16 protein-coding genes are annotated in these 15,625 nt (G+C 47.8%); 13 read left to right on the top strand and 3 right to left on the bottom strand.

The features are described 5' to 3' along the window. The first annotated feature begins 35 nt into the window (after positions 1-35). The 5 genes from typA to AC6ESP_RS16250 all read left to right on the top strand — a co-directional run bounded on the left by typA (position 36) and on the right by AC6ESP_RS16250 (position 3,939). Positions 36-1,877: a translational GTPase TypA gene (gene typA / locus AC6ESP_RS16270; protein ID WP_497097774.1), complete on the top strand. Its 1,842-nt coding sequence runs from the start codon at positions 36-38 to the stop codon at positions 1,875-1,877. Between the two features lie 30 nt (positions 1,878-1,907). Then, complete coding sequence (locus AC6ESP_RS16265) at positions 1,908-2,222, top strand: YlaH-like family protein (RefSeq protein ID WP_497097773.1); 315 nt, start codon at positions 1,908-1,910, stop codon at positions 2,220-2,222. Continuing rightward, on the top strand, positions 2,219-2,491 hold the full coding sequence (locus tag AC6ESP_RS16260) for a hypothetical protein (RefSeq protein ID WP_497097772.1): 273 nt from the start codon (positions 2,219-2,221) through the stop codon (positions 2,489-2,491). Before AC6ESP_RS16265 ends, AC6ESP_RS16260 begins: the two co-directional genes overlap by 4 nt. Before the next feature lie 16 nt (positions 2,492-2,507). After that, positions 2,508-3,569, top strand: a complete 1,062-nt coding sequence (locus tag AC6ESP_RS16255) for an LCP family protein (protein WP_497097771.1) — start codon at positions 2,508-2,510, stop codon at positions 3,567-3,569. Between the two features lie 79 nt (positions 3,570-3,648). After that, entirely contained in the window at positions 3,649-3,939 is a 291-nt protein-coding gene (locus tag AC6ESP_RS16250; protein ID WP_497097770.1) for a hypothetical protein, read from the top strand. On the opposite strand, the gene AC6ESP_RS16245 is transcribed toward AC6ESP_RS16250, so the two are convergent. Continuing rightward, positions 3,917-4,459: a YhcN/YlaJ family sporulation lipoprotein gene (locus AC6ESP_RS16245; protein WP_497097769.1), complete on the bottom strand. Its 543-nt coding sequence runs from the start codon at positions 4,457-4,459 to the stop codon at positions 3,917-3,919. The genes AC6ESP_RS16250 and AC6ESP_RS16245 overlap by 23 nt on opposite strands. Positions 4,460-4,574: 115 nt before the next feature. Here AC6ESP_RS16245 and AC6ESP_RS16240 point away from each other — a divergent pair, with 115 nt between their 5' ends. Then, complete coding sequence (locus AC6ESP_RS16240) at positions 4,575-5,906, top strand: PhoH family protein (RefSeq protein ID WP_497097768.1); 1,332 nt, start codon at positions 4,575-4,577, stop codon at positions 5,904-5,906. 141 nt (positions 5,907-6,047) lie between these two features. Beyond that, positions 6,048-7,334 (top strand): extracellular solute-binding protein, encoded by a 1,287-nt coding sequence (locus AC6ESP_RS16235; RefSeq protein WP_497097767.1) that lies wholly within the window; start codon positions 6,048-6,050, stop codon positions 7,332-7,334. Positions 7,335-7,341: 7 nt separating this feature from the next. Here the strand turns inward: AC6ESP_RS16235 and AC6ESP_RS16230 are convergent, their stop codons facing one another. After that, on the bottom strand, positions 7,342-8,436 hold the full coding sequence (locus AC6ESP_RS16230) for a coiled-coil domain-containing protein (protein WP_497097766.1): 1,095 nt from the start codon (positions 8,434-8,436) through the stop codon (positions 7,342-7,344). Positions 8,437-8,543: 107 nt separating this feature from the next. On the opposite strand from AC6ESP_RS16230, the gene AC6ESP_RS16225 reads away from it, so the two are divergent. Further along, on the top strand, positions 8,544-9,704 hold the full coding sequence (locus AC6ESP_RS16225; protein WP_497097765.1) for a class I SAM-dependent methyltransferase: 1,161 nt from the start codon (positions 8,544-8,546) through the stop codon (positions 9,702-9,704). A gap of 52 nt (positions 9,705-9,756) precedes the next feature. Here the strand turns inward: AC6ESP_RS16225 and AC6ESP_RS16220 are convergent, their stop codons facing one another. Continuing rightward, the gene (locus AC6ESP_RS16220) at positions 9,757-9,993 is read right to left on the bottom strand and encodes a DUF2626 domain-containing protein (RefSeq protein ID WP_497097764.1); all 237 of its coding nucleotides are present in this window, start codon (positions 9,991-9,993) and stop codon (positions 9,757-9,759) included. Positions 9,994-10,258: 265 nt separating this feature from the next. Here AC6ESP_RS16220 and AC6ESP_RS16215 point away from each other — a divergent pair, with 265 nt between their 5' ends. The 5 genes from AC6ESP_RS16215 to AC6ESP_RS16195 all read left to right on the top strand — a co-directional run bounded on the left by AC6ESP_RS16215 (position 10,259) and on the right by AC6ESP_RS16195 (position 15,595). After that, entirely contained in the window at positions 10,259-10,909 is a 651-nt protein-coding gene (locus tag AC6ESP_RS16215) for an RsfA family transcriptional regulator (RefSeq protein WP_497097763.1), read from the top strand. Between the two features lie 200 nt (positions 10,910-11,109). Further along, a complete protein-coding gene (locus AC6ESP_RS16210; RefSeq protein ID WP_497097762.1) occupies positions 11,110-12,084 on the top strand; it encodes a ketopantoate reductase family protein in 975 nt (324 codons plus the stop codon). Positions 12,085-12,104: 20 nt separating this feature from the next. Further along, a complete protein-coding gene (locus tag AC6ESP_RS16205; protein ID WP_497097761.1) occupies positions 12,105-12,500 on the top strand; it encodes a DUF3397 domain-containing protein in 396 nt (131 codons plus the stop codon). A gap of 164 nt (positions 12,501-12,664) precedes the next feature. Beyond that, positions 12,665-14,305 (top strand): bacillithiol biosynthesis cysteine-adding enzyme BshC, encoded by a 1,641-nt coding sequence (bshC, locus tag AC6ESP_RS16200; protein ID WP_497097760.1) that lies wholly within the window; start codon positions 12,665-12,667, stop codon positions 14,303-14,305. Positions 14,306-14,332: 27 nt separating this feature from the next. Next, a complete protein-coding gene (locus AC6ESP_RS16195) occupies positions 14,333-15,595 on the top strand; it encodes an adenosylhomocysteinase (RefSeq protein ID WP_497097759.1) in 1,263 nt (420 codons plus the stop codon). Positions 15,596-15,625: the final 30 nt, after the last annotated feature.

The following is a 15,625-nucleotide window of genomic DNA, read 5'->3' as shown; positions in this document are numbered from 1 at the left end:
GTGAAAATTAGACAAAATGGAGTGGATTACAAGTTATGCAAGCAAGAGAGAACATCCGGAACATCGCGATTATCGCCCACGTTGACCACGGTAAAACAACACTGGTTGACAAACTGCTTCAGCAGTCAGGTACATTCAGAGAGCACGAAGCTGTACAGGAGCGTGCGATGGATTCCAATGATTTAGAGCGTGAGCGCGGTATTACGATCCTTGCGAAGAACACCGCTATCACGTACAAAGACTATTTGATTAACATTGTCGATACACCAGGGCATGCTGACTTCGGTGGTGAAGTTGAGCGTATCATGAAAATGGTAGACGGTGTATTGCTCGTTGTTGATGCATTCGAAGGCTGTATGCCGCAAACGAAATTCGTATTGCGCAAAGCGCTTGAGAGCAACCAGACTCCAATCGTAGTCGTTAACAAGATCGACCGTCCGAATGCACGTCCAACTGAAGTTATTGATGAGGTTCTTGATCTGTTCATCGAGCTTGGTGCTAATGATGAGCAATTGGAGTTCCCTGTAGTATATGCTTCGGCACTCATGGGTACATCCAGCCTTGATCCGGAGAAGCAAGAAGAGAACATGCAAGACTTATACGAAACGATTATCAGCAATATTCCACATCCAACTGAAGTTCTGGATGCACCGCTTCAGTACCTCGTTACTCTGCTTGACTACAATGAATACTTGGGTCGTATCGCGGTTGGCCGTGTGAACCGTGGTGTTGTCCGTCAAGGACAATCCGTAGCTGTTATGACTCGCGAAGGCGGAATTAAGCAAGCTCGTATTGAGAAGCTATTCGGCTTCCAAGGACTCAAGCGTGTTGAAATCGAAGAAGCAGGCGCAGGGGATATCGTTGCCATCGCTGGTATCAAAGAAATTAATATCGGTGAGACAATCGCAGATCCTTCCAATCCAGAAGCATTGCCAGTACTCAAAATCGATGAGCCTACGCTGCAAATGACGTTCATCGTTAACAACAGTCCATTCGCAGGCCGTGAAGGCAAATGGGTTACTTCCCGTAAACTGCGTGAGCGTCTATTCAAAGAGCTTGAGACTGACGTTGCTCTTCGCGTAGATGAAACAGACAGCCCAGATGCTTTTATCGTATCAGGCCGTGGTGAGCTTCACCTTGGTATCTTGATCGAGAACATGCGTCGTGAAGGCTACGAGCTTCAAGTATCCAAGCCTGAAGTTATTATCAAAGAAATTGACGGTGTGAAGTGCGAGCCTTACGAGCGCCTGCTAATTGACCTGCCTGAAGAGAGCATGGGCGCAGTTATGGAGAGCCTTGGAACTCGCAAAGCCGAAATGGTTAACATGATTAACAACGGCACAGGCCAAGTTCGTCTGGAATTCATCATTCCTGCACGCGGTTTGATCGGATACCGTACTTCGTTCCTTACACTTACTCGTGGTTATGGTATTATGAACAACGCGTTCGACAGCTATGGTCCACTTGCAGGAACTGGTGTTGGCGGACGTCATCAAGGGGTTCTGGTAGCGAGCGAGACAGGTACGACAACGATGTACGGCATGATGGGTGTTGAGGATCGTGGTATTCAGTTCCTTGAGCCAGGTACAGAAATTTATGAAGGTATGATCGTTGGCGAGCACACGCGCGAGAACGACATCATCGTAAATATTTGTAAAGAGAAGCAGCTCAACAACATTCGTTCTGCTGGTAAAGACGATACCGTTAAGCTCAAAACTCCGCGTCTGTTCTCTCTAGAGCAAGCACTTGAGTATTTGAATGATGACGAATATTGTGAAATTACGCCGAAGTCGATTCGTCTTCGCAAAAAAATCTTGAATAAAAGCGAGCGCGAGCGTGCAGAAAAGCAACGCAAAACGTCGCAAGCAAGCGTATAATTGCCGAAGCTTAACTAGGAGGTTTGTGGTATGCAGCAATGGCTGAGCGAACATCCCGTCATTTCCTATTTACTAATATTGGGCTTCACCATTTATATTTTCAATAAGGTGTTCAGAGCAAATAACGAGAAGCTTCCGCTGATCAAAGAAATTCTCGTCTATGTCGTGATGGTCATTGGAGCATTCGTGCTTATGATTCTACAGATCGACAAGCTTCCTATCATTCAATGCATGGGAATTGCCGTGCTAATGATGCTGATGCTTCGAGGCAGGCAGCTGTACGACCAATTGAAGAGCAGACGTGCCGGCAACGGGCCAGTTAAAGAAGCGGATCCAGGCAAATGACGCTGGAGGATGCTCTGCTTAACTGGCTGCAAATCCAGATTGTTGCGGATAACCGGCCGGATGATCATGCCGCAGCAGATACCCGTGATTTCTTCGTCGAAATATTGACGGAGGATCACGGGGTTTCTGCGCTTCATATATCCAAAACGGATGAGACGATGGTTCATGTCAAATATGAACGTAACGGCAGCACGAAGCTTAAGCTGTATCCACGTGAATTAGCAGGGCAGCTGCTCACTGACATCCGTTCGAATCCGAAATATAACTGACTTGAAGGTGATTGCTATGTCTCAAGGATCGACATCTTTGCCTCCCAGAGGTGGTTCAGCACGTAAGCCAGCTTCATCCCAGGCCTCTCCCAAGCCACCCAAGAAGCCGAAGAAGAAACGCCGTGTACTGCGTACATTCTTGCTGCTTCTGCTGGCGGGACTGATCATAATCGCTGCGATATTGGGTTATTTCGTTTGGAAGGCTACACAAGTAATTGATGATATTGGAACGGACACGGAAACGCCTATTCCGGTCTCTGAATCCGTTAAGAAAAAGTCAGTTGCTATGGTGCTGCTTGGCCTTGATGCCAGAGAGAATGCCAATGGCATGAATACGGACGTGATGATGGTCGCGGCGTTCAACCCTGACACCAAATCAGCAACAGTTGTCTCTATTCCAAGGGACTCCCTGCTGCTTCTTGATGGCTACGGTGAGCGTAAAGCGAATGCGAACTATGCTACCTTCTTCAGTCAGGCTCGCAAAGACAAGGGGCTCGACAAAGAGGCAGCAGAAGCGGATGCGAAGCGCGCAATGAGTGAGATGATGGGCAAATATTTCGGCATTGATGCGAAATATACGGCCGTTATCAACTTCAAAGGCTTTACAGACGTTGTTGATGCGCTTGGCGGTGTTGAAGTCAATGTAGATATGGATATGAAGTACAAAGACTCGATTGACGGCACGAACATTGATCTTAAGAAGGGCCTTCAAGTGCTCGATGGCGATAATGCCCTTGATTTTGTACGCTACCGCAAATCGAATGACGGCAAGAACATGTCGAGCGATTTCGACCGTAATAGACGGGAGAGCGAGGTCGTAGCGGCAATTGTCGACAAGATGAAGTCATTGGGTGGCATTACCAAGATGGGTAACGTATTCGATGCTGTGGGAGATAATCTGAAGATTGATATGCCATCCAAAGAAATCACGAATTTAATTTCAACCTATTTGGGGATCAGCAGCAGCGATGTGGAGTTTATTTCACTCGAAGGAACATGGAAAAGTCCTTATGTTTACTTGGACGAAGCAAAGCTTGAGCAGGCTCGTGCCGCTATCCAAGCAAAAATGGCTGAATAGCCGTAGACTAGCGATACATTAATGGATATAATAAGCGTACGGATACCATTTTGATTCCCATCAGAAGGAGGTCATGCCGATGACCGAACCCGTAATCGCAGTATACTTATTCGCAGTATCTATTGACCTTATGCTGGTGGAGGCTCTACGTACTCCGAAGCTCGAGGAATTGATTGTGAATGCGGCTTGCGGTGCCTTGTGGGGAAGCTCATGGCTATCCATGCATCCAGAGTTTTTTTGTGAGCAAAGATACAATAAAAGTGCGGCGTATACGAGAGCAGGACAAGTGTTGCCGCGTGTGGAAAAGCCTAGTGATCTATTCACTAGGCTTTTTGTGTCTTCTCCAGCTACTTGCCATGGTTGTGCGTGAATGGAGCAGGTTGTTTATCTGGCTCCATCGGTGTCACCTCGCGAGGCACCTGTGGGACGATACGTCCGATGATGTCAGCCATTTCCTCGGCAAACCCGCTGATTGGCTTGCCATTCCGGACGTCGGACCCGATTTCGTTCAGCCGCTGTGCTAGATCGACATCGGCTGTTACGATAGCATCAATGCCGTAAGGATCCTTGTGGAATGCTTCAGCAACCGAATATTTAATCGTTCCTACTCGGGAGCGATCAAGCGTGCTGTCGACATCGACTCCGACTACGGCGGTATTACCCAGTATGACGCAATGTGCACTCTTTACACCATTAATGCCCATGGCCAACTGTTCAAGATGCAGCGCAACTTCTTTGTTATTCTTAATTTCTTTTTTACCCGGCTGCGTCTGCTGTGCACGAACAGTGCCATTATTTTGTGGAGAGGGTGATGTTTCATTCTTTGCGACGGTGCTGCAGCCTGCCGCTATAAGAGAAATCGCTATTGATGTAACCAGCCATTTGTACAAATTTCGCCACCTCGTCTTTCTAATGCATATCGTCTTCTGTCCAACTGTAGTGTACCCGAAGCCAAGTATGGCTATGTATGCCTTTCTATGAATGACCGACGCTGGGAGGTTTCTCATGAAAAAAATATTCGTGCTCGACACTAATGTGCTGCTTCATGATCCACAAGCGATCTTTGCCTTTGATGATAACGAAGTTATCATTCCCGCGGTGGTGCTCGAAGAGATTGATTCGAAGAAGAGGCTGGCTGATGAATTGGGGCGCAACGCACGCTCCGTATCCCGTCTGCTTGACGGAATGCGGGAGAGTGGACGTCTACATGAAGGAATTCTGTTACCGAGAGGGGGGTTGCTCAAGGTTGAGCTGAATCACCGGAGCTTCATGAGAGTGCAAGAAATGTTCGGTGAGATGTCCAATGACAATCGGATTCTTGCAGTCGCGCTCAACTACCATCTGGAGCAGCTGGAGCGTCAAGAGGCGAGCAGTGTAGTTCTTGTTAGTAAAGATGTGCTGGTTCGTATTAAGGCGGATGTGCTCGGGTTGATGGCTCAGGATTATTTGTCCGATCATACGGTGTCTACGTCAGATTTGTATGCTGGCTACGGGACATTGTTCGTTCATCCATCCATCATAGACGAGTTTTATACGTACCGTTTCCTAACGGTCAGCAATTTGCAGCTCGGCAGCAGACTGAAGCCGAATGAATTCGTTATATTGCGTGACGAGATGGGAACGTCTAAGTCGGCACTGCTCAAGGTGAGTCAGGATGGAGCCAAGCTTGAGCCGCTCTTCCTTAGCAATGATCCGATATGGGGAATTACAGCGAGGAATGCACAGCAGCGTATGGCGCTTGAGCTGCTGCTGAATGATGATATTCCGCTTGTTACGCTTACAGGCAAAGCTGGTACCGGCAAGACGCTGCTGGCGCTTGCAGCCGGCCTACTGAAGGTAGAAGATGAGCATAAATACAAAAAACTGCTAATTGCAAGACCTGTCGTACCGATGGGGAAGGATATCGGGTATTTGCCCGGAGAAAAGGAAGAGAAGCTGCGACCGTGGATGCAGCCTATCTACGATAATCTGGAGTACCTGTTCGATACCAAAAAAGCCGGTGACATCGACAAAATATTAATGGGACTTGGAAGCATCCAGGTCGAGGCATTAACCTATATTCGCGGACGCTCCATTCCAGGTCAATTCATTATTATCGATGAAGCTCAGAACTTGACGAAGCATGAGGTGAAGACGATTGTCTCGCGGGTCGGCGAAGGCAGTAAGATCGTGCTCATGGGTGATCCGGAGCAGATCGACCATCCTTATCTGGATTCTATCAGCAACGGACTTACTCATATTGTCGAGCACTTCAAGAGTGAGGGACTTAGCGGTCATATGACCTTAGAGAAAGGCGAACGCTCGAAGCTTGCTCAGCTAGCAGCAGATCTTCTCTAAGAAGTAAACAAAGGACGGTAAACGCCATAGCTGCGTTTGCCGTCCTTTTGTTGTGTCTCCAGCTTTATTTGGACAAATTTACTAGAAATTGCTATTATATTGCTGATCTCAATAATGAAGTTGTCAGAGAGGAAGAAGACTGTGTCTGTGCATGCAAGGAAATATTTTCTTGTTCTCGCGGTAGTCGCTGTATTATCACTCTTCCGAATTATGCCTGATCTGAATCAATCAAGACCCACTTCCTCTAGTGAAGAAGGCAGCTCCACAGATGTCTTGCCGGCAATCGGTCTGCTGGCAGATGAACCACTTCGAACCATATTCGTAACCGTTTCCATGACTGATGCTGAATTCGATCAAATCTCCGAAGCAAGCAACCGTTTCATGATGAAGTATCCGCATATCACTGTTGTCTTGAGCAATACCCAATCCTCTGAATCAGCTTATAAACAATGGAAGGAGGATGCACAGGTAGGCACCGCATCTGATGTCATTCTACTCGACAGTGGATTAGTAGGGGAGCTTGCGGTCAAAGGCTTCTTGAAGCCCGTAGATAGCCTGAGCTCACCGGGGACATTAGCTGATCATCCAGCAAGGCTGCTTGATGCTCTGAAGTGGAATGGCTATTTGTGGGGGATTCCAAGTGATGCAGATCCTTATCTGCTGATCTGGAACAAGGAGCTATTGGCAGCTGCAGGGCACACTCAGCCTCCCAGCATATGGAGCGAATATATACGAATAGCTGACAATCTAACAGCACAGGATGAAGCTGTGAAGGCCGTACAGTTCACCCCGGGAGACGTGGAGCAGCTTATTGCCTGGCTGGATGTCTGGACATCTTCTGAGGAGGATGAGGCTGTCTATTTGACGACTCATTCTAATCAACTATGGAAGGATAGATTGCGTTACGTCGGCGCCTTGAAGGAGCCTATGCCAATAGAAAGGGAATCGGGGGCTCGCTTGCTTGTCGCAGAGATGCAACAGCAGAAGCTGCTGTCTGCCGTAATCCCTTGGTCCACTTATAATGAGCTATCAGAGGTGGAGAGGAGCAGGCTGATTATCGACAGGAGCAAGCACACACCTCTATGGTTTAATAGTCGCAGCTATGCTGTTTCCTCAACTACCGCAGCAGCAGAAGAGGCGTTCATGTGGATTAAGGAAATGACAAGTATGCATGAGCAGCAGCAATCTTCTAAAGTTTCCTTCAAGCTGCCTGCTAAGAACGGATTATATGAGAACAGCGGGTTAACGGCCGAAGCTTCCGTTAACCCGCTGCAGTGGTGGCTGCCGCTTCTGAATGATGAGCCGGTAGATGAGGCTCCAGATCCCGCATGGCAAGCGAGGTGGCAGCACTGGGATGAGCGATGGCGTCAATATTCAGCAGGAGCTATAGACATGGAGACGTTCATTGCATGGATTGAATCGGACTAAGGACAGACTATAGCTTCACTCGCAGCTGTACGACGAGCTCTCCATCCTCGATCTCAACAGAGGTTGCCTGCAGGAATGAAATAATAAGACTCGGATAAAAACCAAGATCGAATTGCTTCTCTAGCTCAGCACGAGTCGTATCTGGCAGAGCGAAGCCGTTGAATAACAGCTTATCCACATGGAAGATCAGTCCATTCTGCGGTTCATCCTCAACGGTGTAATGACCGCTTACACTCAGCTCCATACCGTCCTTATCACCTTGTGCAGTAACCTGACCGTCCTTGAACACAAATTCAAATTGCTTGAATCGCTCATCCTGCTCGCGTAAGAAGGCATTGAGTGCTTCTTGGGGAATATGCAGTGTATAGTTAAAGCCATCGATGTCCAAATATTGCTTATTGTCGGTTACCCAAGAAGGAAGCTTCTGCATCGCCTTGGACAAGGCGATGAAATACTGCTTCACTTCATTCATGCCTTGGGTTTCCCAGTGGCTCGTCAGTTCTTTCATGAGAAGTCTGAGCCGATCTGCATCTGAGCGTCCAGCAAGCTCCCCATCTATTTGCTGCTCTAACGCAAGAACTCGCTCCCGCTGGATATGTAGTCGTTCTTCAACCTCAGCAAGCTCTTGCTGCTTCGTTTCTTGCTTGGCATAATTATCTTGCAGAAGCTGATATTGCTTCTTGTACGTATCTAAGGCAAGCCTGTCTTGGGCGAAAATAATATCGATATAATCCGTCATTGCGAATAAATCGGATAATGAATTGAATGATAGCAAGGCGCTGAGCAGGGCATCTCTCTCGCCCATATAATAGGCTCGCAGCACTTTGCCGGCTGCTTCTTTTTTGTCAGCTATCTGGAGCTCTTGCTCGGCCAGCTGCTGCTTCGTCTGCCCCATATCCTTAGTGAGAATAAGCTTCTGGGCTTGTATACGTTCAATTTCATGGTCGATTTCGACGACATTCAGACTTTTTTCCAGGAGCTGTTGAATCGCTTCATCCTCTGTTAGCTGCGGCTCAGCCATAACGGGCAGCTTCATGAATAATAATGCTGCTAATAGAAGGACGATGAAGGCGGATCTGCCAGGAACATGTCGCAATTTCACATGCAGCCTCCTCTCGGGCAATCGTATCTGCTAGGCCTGTACAGCATTCATTGTATGCGACGGATTCATCTATTATATCTTACATTCGAAAAGGATGAACAGGTTAAATGGTCATTAATAGCTTGGAAGTAAGAATAGAACGATTGATCGCACAGCAAGCAGCCTTAGGCTTATCTATCTTGGAATCTAGCCCGCAAGCATCACCGGTTCCTTGCATAACCTTCAAGGCGTATATGAGTCTATGCCTATATGACGAGCAGGGAGGCTACTACCGCTCTGGTCCGATACGTGTAGGAAGGGGCGGCGACTTTTATACGAGCTCGGGGGTCGGTACGGTGATGGCCGAATGCTTGGCGAAGCACTTGGCTGGCTATTCTCACGGTTCCCAAGAGGAATTGGTCGTGGTCGAATGGGGCGCGGGCACAGGAATACTATCTATGCAGCTGAATGAAGTGTGGAACCGCTATGGCAGCCAGAGCGGTGAAATAAGGCAAATACTCATCGAGGATCATCCGGCGCATAGGACAGAAGCGCAGGAGAATTTCAAGAAGCAGGGTGAGAGGCTGCCACTGAAGGCAGCATTCCTAACATCAGATGAAGCTATGGAGGAGGAGCAGCTGTGGCTAGCGGGACGAACGGTAGTGCTGGCTAATGAGCTGCTTGATGCTTTTCCTATTCATCGCGTAGTTAAGAAGAACGGTGAGCTGGTTGAGCTGGGAGTGGCGGGTACAGCAGGAGGAGGCTTTTATTACGTTTATATGCCATTAAGTGACGCTCGTATAGCCGAAGAGATGAAGCTTGCGGGAATTTGCTTGCTGGAGGGTCAGGTTACGGAGGTTAATCTTGATGCTGGGAGGTGGCTGTCTGCGCTTGCCGAGCGCATGGCAGCAGGGCGAATTATTATTATTGATTATGGTCATGAGGCGAAGGAGTATACGGCGGAGCATCGCATGCAGGGGACCTTCCTGTGTTACGCGGACCACACGGCATCAGACGATCCGTTCATCCGAATTGGCAATCAGGATATGACAGCTCATGTGCCGTTCACTCTCGTCAGGCAGGCAGCAGAAGCTGCTGGCTGGGAAGTTAGCTATTATGACACGCAGAAGCAATTCCTTATTGATCATGGCGTGCTGGACCTGCTATGTGATCATGCTGCAGCAGATCCCTTCAGTGAAGCGTCGCGGATGAACAGGGCGGTCAGACAGCTGCTGCTTAGTGATGGGATGAGTGAGGCCTTCAAAGTGCTGATTCTGGACAAAAAATGATAAAAAACGGTGCAGCCTACAGAGGCTGCACCGTTTTTTGTGTTCTCTTTTTTTAGAAAGGCATACCCATCTTGAAAACCGTCCAATAGGTAAAGCCTACGAAAGAAATGACCATATATCCCCAGAACATGATTATGTACGTTTTTTCGGAGAAATTCAGATATCCCAAAAAAACGAAAGCAATGGTTTGGGCAAAAAATAGAAGTGCGAATTCAGTCATGCCTCCAGCAAAAGCCATTAAACCGATTACCAGAGTCCAAAAACCGAGTACCCGATACATACGTGCCATGAAAACATCCCCCCTTCGTTAGACCCGATTTTCTATTGACCATTATAACGTTTGCAGATAACAGTGTAAACAAGGAACAGATAAGATTTTACAATTTTTTATGTAGCTTTATCTGCTTTTGATATAAGTTTGCACTTTCATTCAATTAAATATGTATGAGCATCAAAAAAAATGGTTATACAAATTAGTATCCAATAGATTCTATGAACTCTACCAAGGGCATAGAGATAAAGTAAGCGCCTTTACGTTAGGAGGTTTTGGTTGCATGACAGCAGTTAGACAAGATGCGTGGAGTCCGGACGATGATCTTATTCTCGCCGAAGTCACACTACGCCATATTCGCGAGGGCAGTACCCAGCTTGCAGCGTTCGAAGAGGTTGGCGAACGAATAGGACGCACATCAGCGGCATGTGGATTCCGTTGGAACAGCTGTGTCCGCAAGCGTTATGAAGAAGCTATACAAATCGCAAAGCAGCAGCGTCAGAAACGCAACTATTTGAAGAAACAAGCGATTATGGCTACTCCGCATGTATCTTCCATAGCCGTATTTGAAACAGATGAAAGATCTTTCAGAGCCGATCATGTAACAACGGAAGAAGGATTGTCAGTAGACTCGGTTATTCGTTTCTTAAGGCAGTTCAAGACGACCTATCAGGACGTGAACCGCCAAATCAAATCGTTCGAAAAAGAGCTCAAAGAAAAAGACGATGAGCTCGAGCGGCTGCGTGAGCAGAATGAGAGATTGTCTAAAGAAGTTAATAATGTTCAAACCGATTACCGGGCTGTTAATGATGATTACAAAACATTGATTCAGATTATGGACCGGGCACGACGGCTCGCCGTACTCAACCATGAAGAAGAAACGAAACCACGCTTCAAGATGGATGCGAACGGAAATTTGGAACGAATTGAATAGCATGAACGCCCTGTCATCTCATATGGCAGGGCGTTTGTGTTTAACAGGAGCTGTGAATGGCTGCTTTGCTTCAATGGAAAGATTAGGTATGCTATATAGAAAGGGTGTCTATCAATTAAGCTAACAGGGACAAGCTGATTATTCTTGATATTTAAGACAGGCTAATAGCATGACAGCTAGAATATCATTTGAAGCTGAGGGTGAATAGATTGAGGATTGACGTTGTAGGGGGCGGAGCTATCGGACTGCTGCATGCAGGGAAGCTTGCGCTTGCAGGGAAGCAGATAACGGTATGGACAAGGACGGAGAGCCAAGCGGAGCAGCTGAACAGGGAAGGCATTCGGATTGTTGCAGACCCGCAGGAGGATATGGCTGCTGTGGTTACAAGCAGATGCTTGTCCAGCCTAGAACAGCAGCCTCCAGCTGCGGATGAGCCTCATTGGATTATATTGACTGTGAAGCAGAGTCACATAGATGCGGAGCTGATGCAGGATCTCGGACGTCTGGGCAGTGAGGGGACAGGGTTGTTGTGCTTGCAAAATGGAATCGGACATATGGACAAGCTTGAGGCAGCGCTGCCTCAGTACAATCTATATGCAGGAGTGACAACAGAAGGCGCGAAGCGGATTGACGCTTCTACAGTTCAGCATACGGGCCGAGGAGAGCTATGGTTCGGAGCTGCGGATGAAAAGGAGAGTAAGCAGGACCAAAAGGAAGAAATTCGGCAAAAAATGTTGCTGAGATCGCTGGAATCGGCAGGATTCAGTGTTTTTCTGTCGAATGAGTCGAATAAGATGAAAGATCGGATTTATCAGAAATTATTAATTAATGCTGTTATTAATCCGCTTACAGCTATTTTTGATGTGACGAATGGAGAGCTTCCGAGGCACCCGGCAAGGCTAAAGCTGATGAAAGCTTTATATAAGGAAACTGAGATGATTGTACGGGCTGACGGAATGAGTAACTGTTCTTCGAACGGCTGGCAGCGAATATTGGATGTATGCGAGTCTACCGCAGTCAACGTGTCATCTATGCTAAGTGATGTGAGGGCAGGACGCCCTACGGAGATTGAATGGATTAACGGCGGTGTTTCCCTGCTAGCAGAGCGACTAGCCATTCCATCACCGCTCAATGATGCAGTGAGCGTCATGGTGCGACGAATGGAAGCAGACTAAACCTAGGAAGGAGCATGCTAATGGGTTTTATATGGGAGAGCCTTTCACATGCCTATGCTTATCTGGCCGTCATTCCTGTCATTCCTTTTTTTATCATTTATTATGGATACAGGGCATACAGTCAGGATAATAAAAAAGCTTTTCGCCTTGCAATGGATGTGACGACGGCTCTACTGATCGGATGTGTGGCTGTATTGTTCGACCATCTATTCGATAGCCACTTCGGTCTTTATGGGATTCTGTTGTTTATGCTGATTGGCGGCGGGCTGCTTGGTAACGCCCAGTTCCGCAAGCGCGGGAATGTAGATGTGAAGCGGGTATTCCGTGCTATCTGGCGTCTTGGTTTTTTTACGATGAGCATGCTCTATCTGCTGTTAATGTTCATTGCAATTGGACAATCTATATTCACGGCGTAATCATACATAACTGTTGTGTAATCGATCGATCAGCGGCAGCGAGTAATACGGTCCTTCGAACGAAGGGCCGTTTTTCTTTTTGACGTTTGCCATATCCTTTGTGTACAATCAATTTGTTACACATTCTATTCTATGCCACACACTCAGGAGGTACTGGTCACGCAATGTCAACAGAACAATATAACTTACCAAGTGCCCAGCCATTAGCTGAGGCCTATATAAATCGGACGGATGAATTAACAGAATCGTTGTACGGCTATCATCCAGAACGAGAGCAGGATTGGATCAGAAGGATGAAGCGTCTGGATGAAACCGTAGCTACTCGTGCCGATGCCGTTGCAGTTGCTGGTGTACTTAGAAGCTATAACAGCCGATTCGATGCAGCGCCGGCAGGTCTTGCATCTATTGCGGCAATCGCAGACGGAGCTCCGGTTATCGTAGGTGGCCAGCAGGCTGGTCTATGGACAGGGCCGATTCTTGTCATACACAAGGTCATCTCGATTATTGGAGCAGCCAAATATGCTTCGCATCTGCTCGGCCGAACAGTTGTCCCGGTATTCTGGATTGCTGGGGAAGATCATGACTGGGATGAAGCGAATCATACTTATGTATTGACAGCAGAGCAGGAGCTGCGCAAGCTCAGCGTACAGCGTCCCGAAGGCGCTAGAACGGCTGTTAGCCGCACAGCGCTGAATCAAGAGGTATGGAAGGGATTGCTTGAGGAGCTAGAGCAGGCTTTGCCGCATTCAGAGTTCAAGCCGCTCATTCTTGAGCAGCTGACTAAGTCGGCGGAGCAGGCGGGCTCTTTGTCTGAGCTGTTCGCTAGCGTTCTTACTTACTTGTTCAGCAAGGAAGGGCTGGTCGTTATGGACGCGGATGATGCCCAGCTTCGCAAGCTGGAATCCCCGATGTTCCGCAGTATCATTGAGCGCAATGATGAGCTGGAGCAGGCCTATCTCGAGGCAGCCGAGCAAATCCGCAAAGGCGGCTATGATCTGCAGGCTGATGTCGTGCCTGGCAGCGCGAATTTGTTCGTCTTTCAACAATCGAAAGGCCATGAACGGACTCTTTTGCATAAGCTGGATGGAGTGTATCAGGATCGTAAAGGGACTGTCTCTTATACGAAGGAGCAACTGCTTCAATTGGCTGACGAACAGCCCGAGCAGCTTAGCAATAATGTGCTGACAAGACCGCTTATGCAGGATTATGTCCTGCCTGTGCTTGGAGCGGTGCTTGGTGCGGGGGAGATCGCCTACTGGGGCTTGACAGGTGGAGCCTTCCGCAAGCTAGGAATGGAAATGCCAATTCTATTGCCGCGAATGTCCTTCACTCTCGTGGAAGGAACAATTGCGAAGCATATGCAGAAGTACGAGCTTTCGTTCGAGGATGTAGCTGTTCGATTCGAAGCGAGGAAGAAGCAGTGGCTAATGGAGCAGGATGAGCTGTCGATCGATGAAAGATTCGCAGTTGTGAAGAGCTCATTCAACGATATGTATGGGCCGCTCCTGGATTTGGCAGCGTCCGTGCAGCCAGGGCTTGCTAAGCTAGGTGAGACGAACCGCCAGAAGATCGTCGAGCAGATTGAATATTTGGAGTCCAAGACCAAGGATGCGTTCAGCAAGCAATATGATGCATCCATACGCCAGCTTGACAGAATTGCGCTGTCACTATGGCCCTCAGGCAAGCCGCAGGAGCGTGTAATCAATATGACGGGTTATTGGAACCGTTATGGAACAGCATGGCTGGAGAAGCTTCTGGAAGTGCCGTATAGCCGAAGCGGCCGCCATGAAATCGTCTATTTATAAATCATACATTGGAGGCAATTACACACAATGAGTACGATTGAGCAAAGCATCATTCACGATATCGCCCTTGCACCTGAAGGACATCTCAAAATTGACTGGGTAAGTGCGCATATGCCGGTATTGAACCGGATTCGCAAGCAGTTCGAAGAGGAGCTGCCATTCAAAGGACTAAAAGTAACAATCTGTCTACACTTGGAAGCAAAGACAGCTTATCTTGCAAAGGTTATTCAAGCTGGCGGAGCAGATGTGACAATTACAGGAAGCAATCCGCTCTCCACTCAGGATGATGTATGTGCGGCGCTTGTCGAGGACGGTATTAAGGTATTCGCCAAATACAATCCAGATCCTAAGGAATATAAGGCATTAATCGTGAAATCTCTTGAATCCAAGCCGGACCTTATTATTGATGATGGCGGCGATCTCATGCACCTTCTCCATACGGAACACCAGGATTTGCGTGTTAACATCCGCGGCGGTGCAGAGGAAACGACAACAGGAATTATTCGCTTGAAAGCGATGGAGAAGGATGGTACGCTGCAATATCCGATGGTTGCCGTTAATGATGCCTATTGCAAATATTTGTTCGATAACCGTTATGGCACTGGTCAATCGGTATTCGACGGTATAATGCGGACGACTAACCTGATGGTAGCGGGCAAAACCGTTGTTGTAGTTGGCTACGGCTGGTGCGGCAAAGGCGTTGCTATGCGGGCCAAAGGCCTCGGAGCAAACGTAGTCGTAACAGAAGTCGATCCGATTAAAGCGGTTGAAGCTTATATGGATGGCTTCACGGTATTGCCGATGATTGAAGCAGCCAAAGTAGGCGAGATCTTCATCACGGTAACAGGAAACAAAGACAATATCCGTGCTGAGCATTATGCCGTGATGAAGGATGGCGCAATCCTGTCCAACGCGGGTCACTTCGATGTTGAATTCAATAAGCCTGAGCTTGCGGCTATGTCTAGCAGCATTCGTACCGTTCGCAAGAACATTGAAGAATATAAGCTGAAGGATGGACGCAATATTTATGTGCTTGCTGAAGGCCGACTGGTTAACTTAGCAGCAGGCGATGGCCATCCTGCAGAGATTATGGATACAACCTTCGCGCTTCAAGCGCTTGGGCTGAAATACGTGAATGAGAACTACTCATCAATTGGAAGCCATGTGGTTAACGTTCCTTATGAGCTGGATCAGCAGGTAGCACGCTACAAGCTTGATTCACTCAATATTACGATTGATACGCTCACACCAGAGCAAATTGCTTACCAAGACAGCTGGAACGATAACTAATACATGTAATCATAGGAAGAGGCTGTCCCC

This window comes from Paenibacillus xinjiangensis (assembly GCF_059686975.1).
The sequence above is the reverse complement of the archived record's forward strand: the minus strand, read 5'-3'. Positions and strand labels throughout refer to the sequence as shown.

Coding starts and splice junctions, on each gene's coding strand:
- typA (WP_497097774.1), top strand. CDS start 36: ATGCAAGCAAGAGAGAACATCCGGAACATCGCGATTATCGCCCACGTT.
- AC6ESP_RS16265 (WP_497097773.1), top strand. CDS start 1,908: ATGCAGCAATGGCTGAGCGAACATCCCGTCATTTCCTATTTACTAATA.
- AC6ESP_RS16260 (WP_497097772.1), top strand. CDS start 2,219: ATGACGCTGGAGGATGCTCTGCTTAACTGGCTGCAAATCCAGATTGTT.
- AC6ESP_RS16255 (WP_497097771.1), top strand. CDS start 2,508: ATGTCTCAAGGATCGACATCTTTGCCTCCCAGAGGTGGTTCAGCACGT.
- AC6ESP_RS16250 (WP_497097770.1), top strand. CDS start 3,649: ATGACCGAACCCGTAATCGCAGTATACTTATTCGCAGTATCTATTGAC.
- AC6ESP_RS16240 (WP_497097768.1), top strand. CDS start 4,575: ATGAAAAAAATATTCGTGCTCGACACTAATGTGCTGCTTCATGATCCA.
- AC6ESP_RS16225 (WP_497097765.1), top strand. CDS start 8,544: ATGGTCATTAATAGCTTGGAAGTAAGAATAGAACGATTGATCGCACAG.
- AC6ESP_RS16220 (WP_497097764.1), bottom strand. CDS start 9,993: ATGGCACGTATGTATCGGGTACTCGGTTTTTGGACTCTGGTAATCGGT.
- AC6ESP_RS16215 (WP_497097763.1), top strand. CDS start 10,259: ATGACAGCAGTTAGACAAGATGCGTGGAGTCCGGACGATGATCTTATT.
- AC6ESP_RS16205 (WP_497097761.1), top strand. CDS start 12,105: ATGGGTTTTATATGGGAGAGCCTTTCACATGCCTATGCTTATCTGGCC.
- bshC (WP_497097760.1), top strand. CDS start 12,665: ATGTCAACAGAACAATATAACTTACCAAGTGCCCAGCCATTAGCTGAG.
- AC6ESP_RS16195 (WP_497097759.1), top strand. CDS start 14,333: ATGAGTACGATTGAGCAAAGCATCATTCACGATATCGCCCTTGCACCT.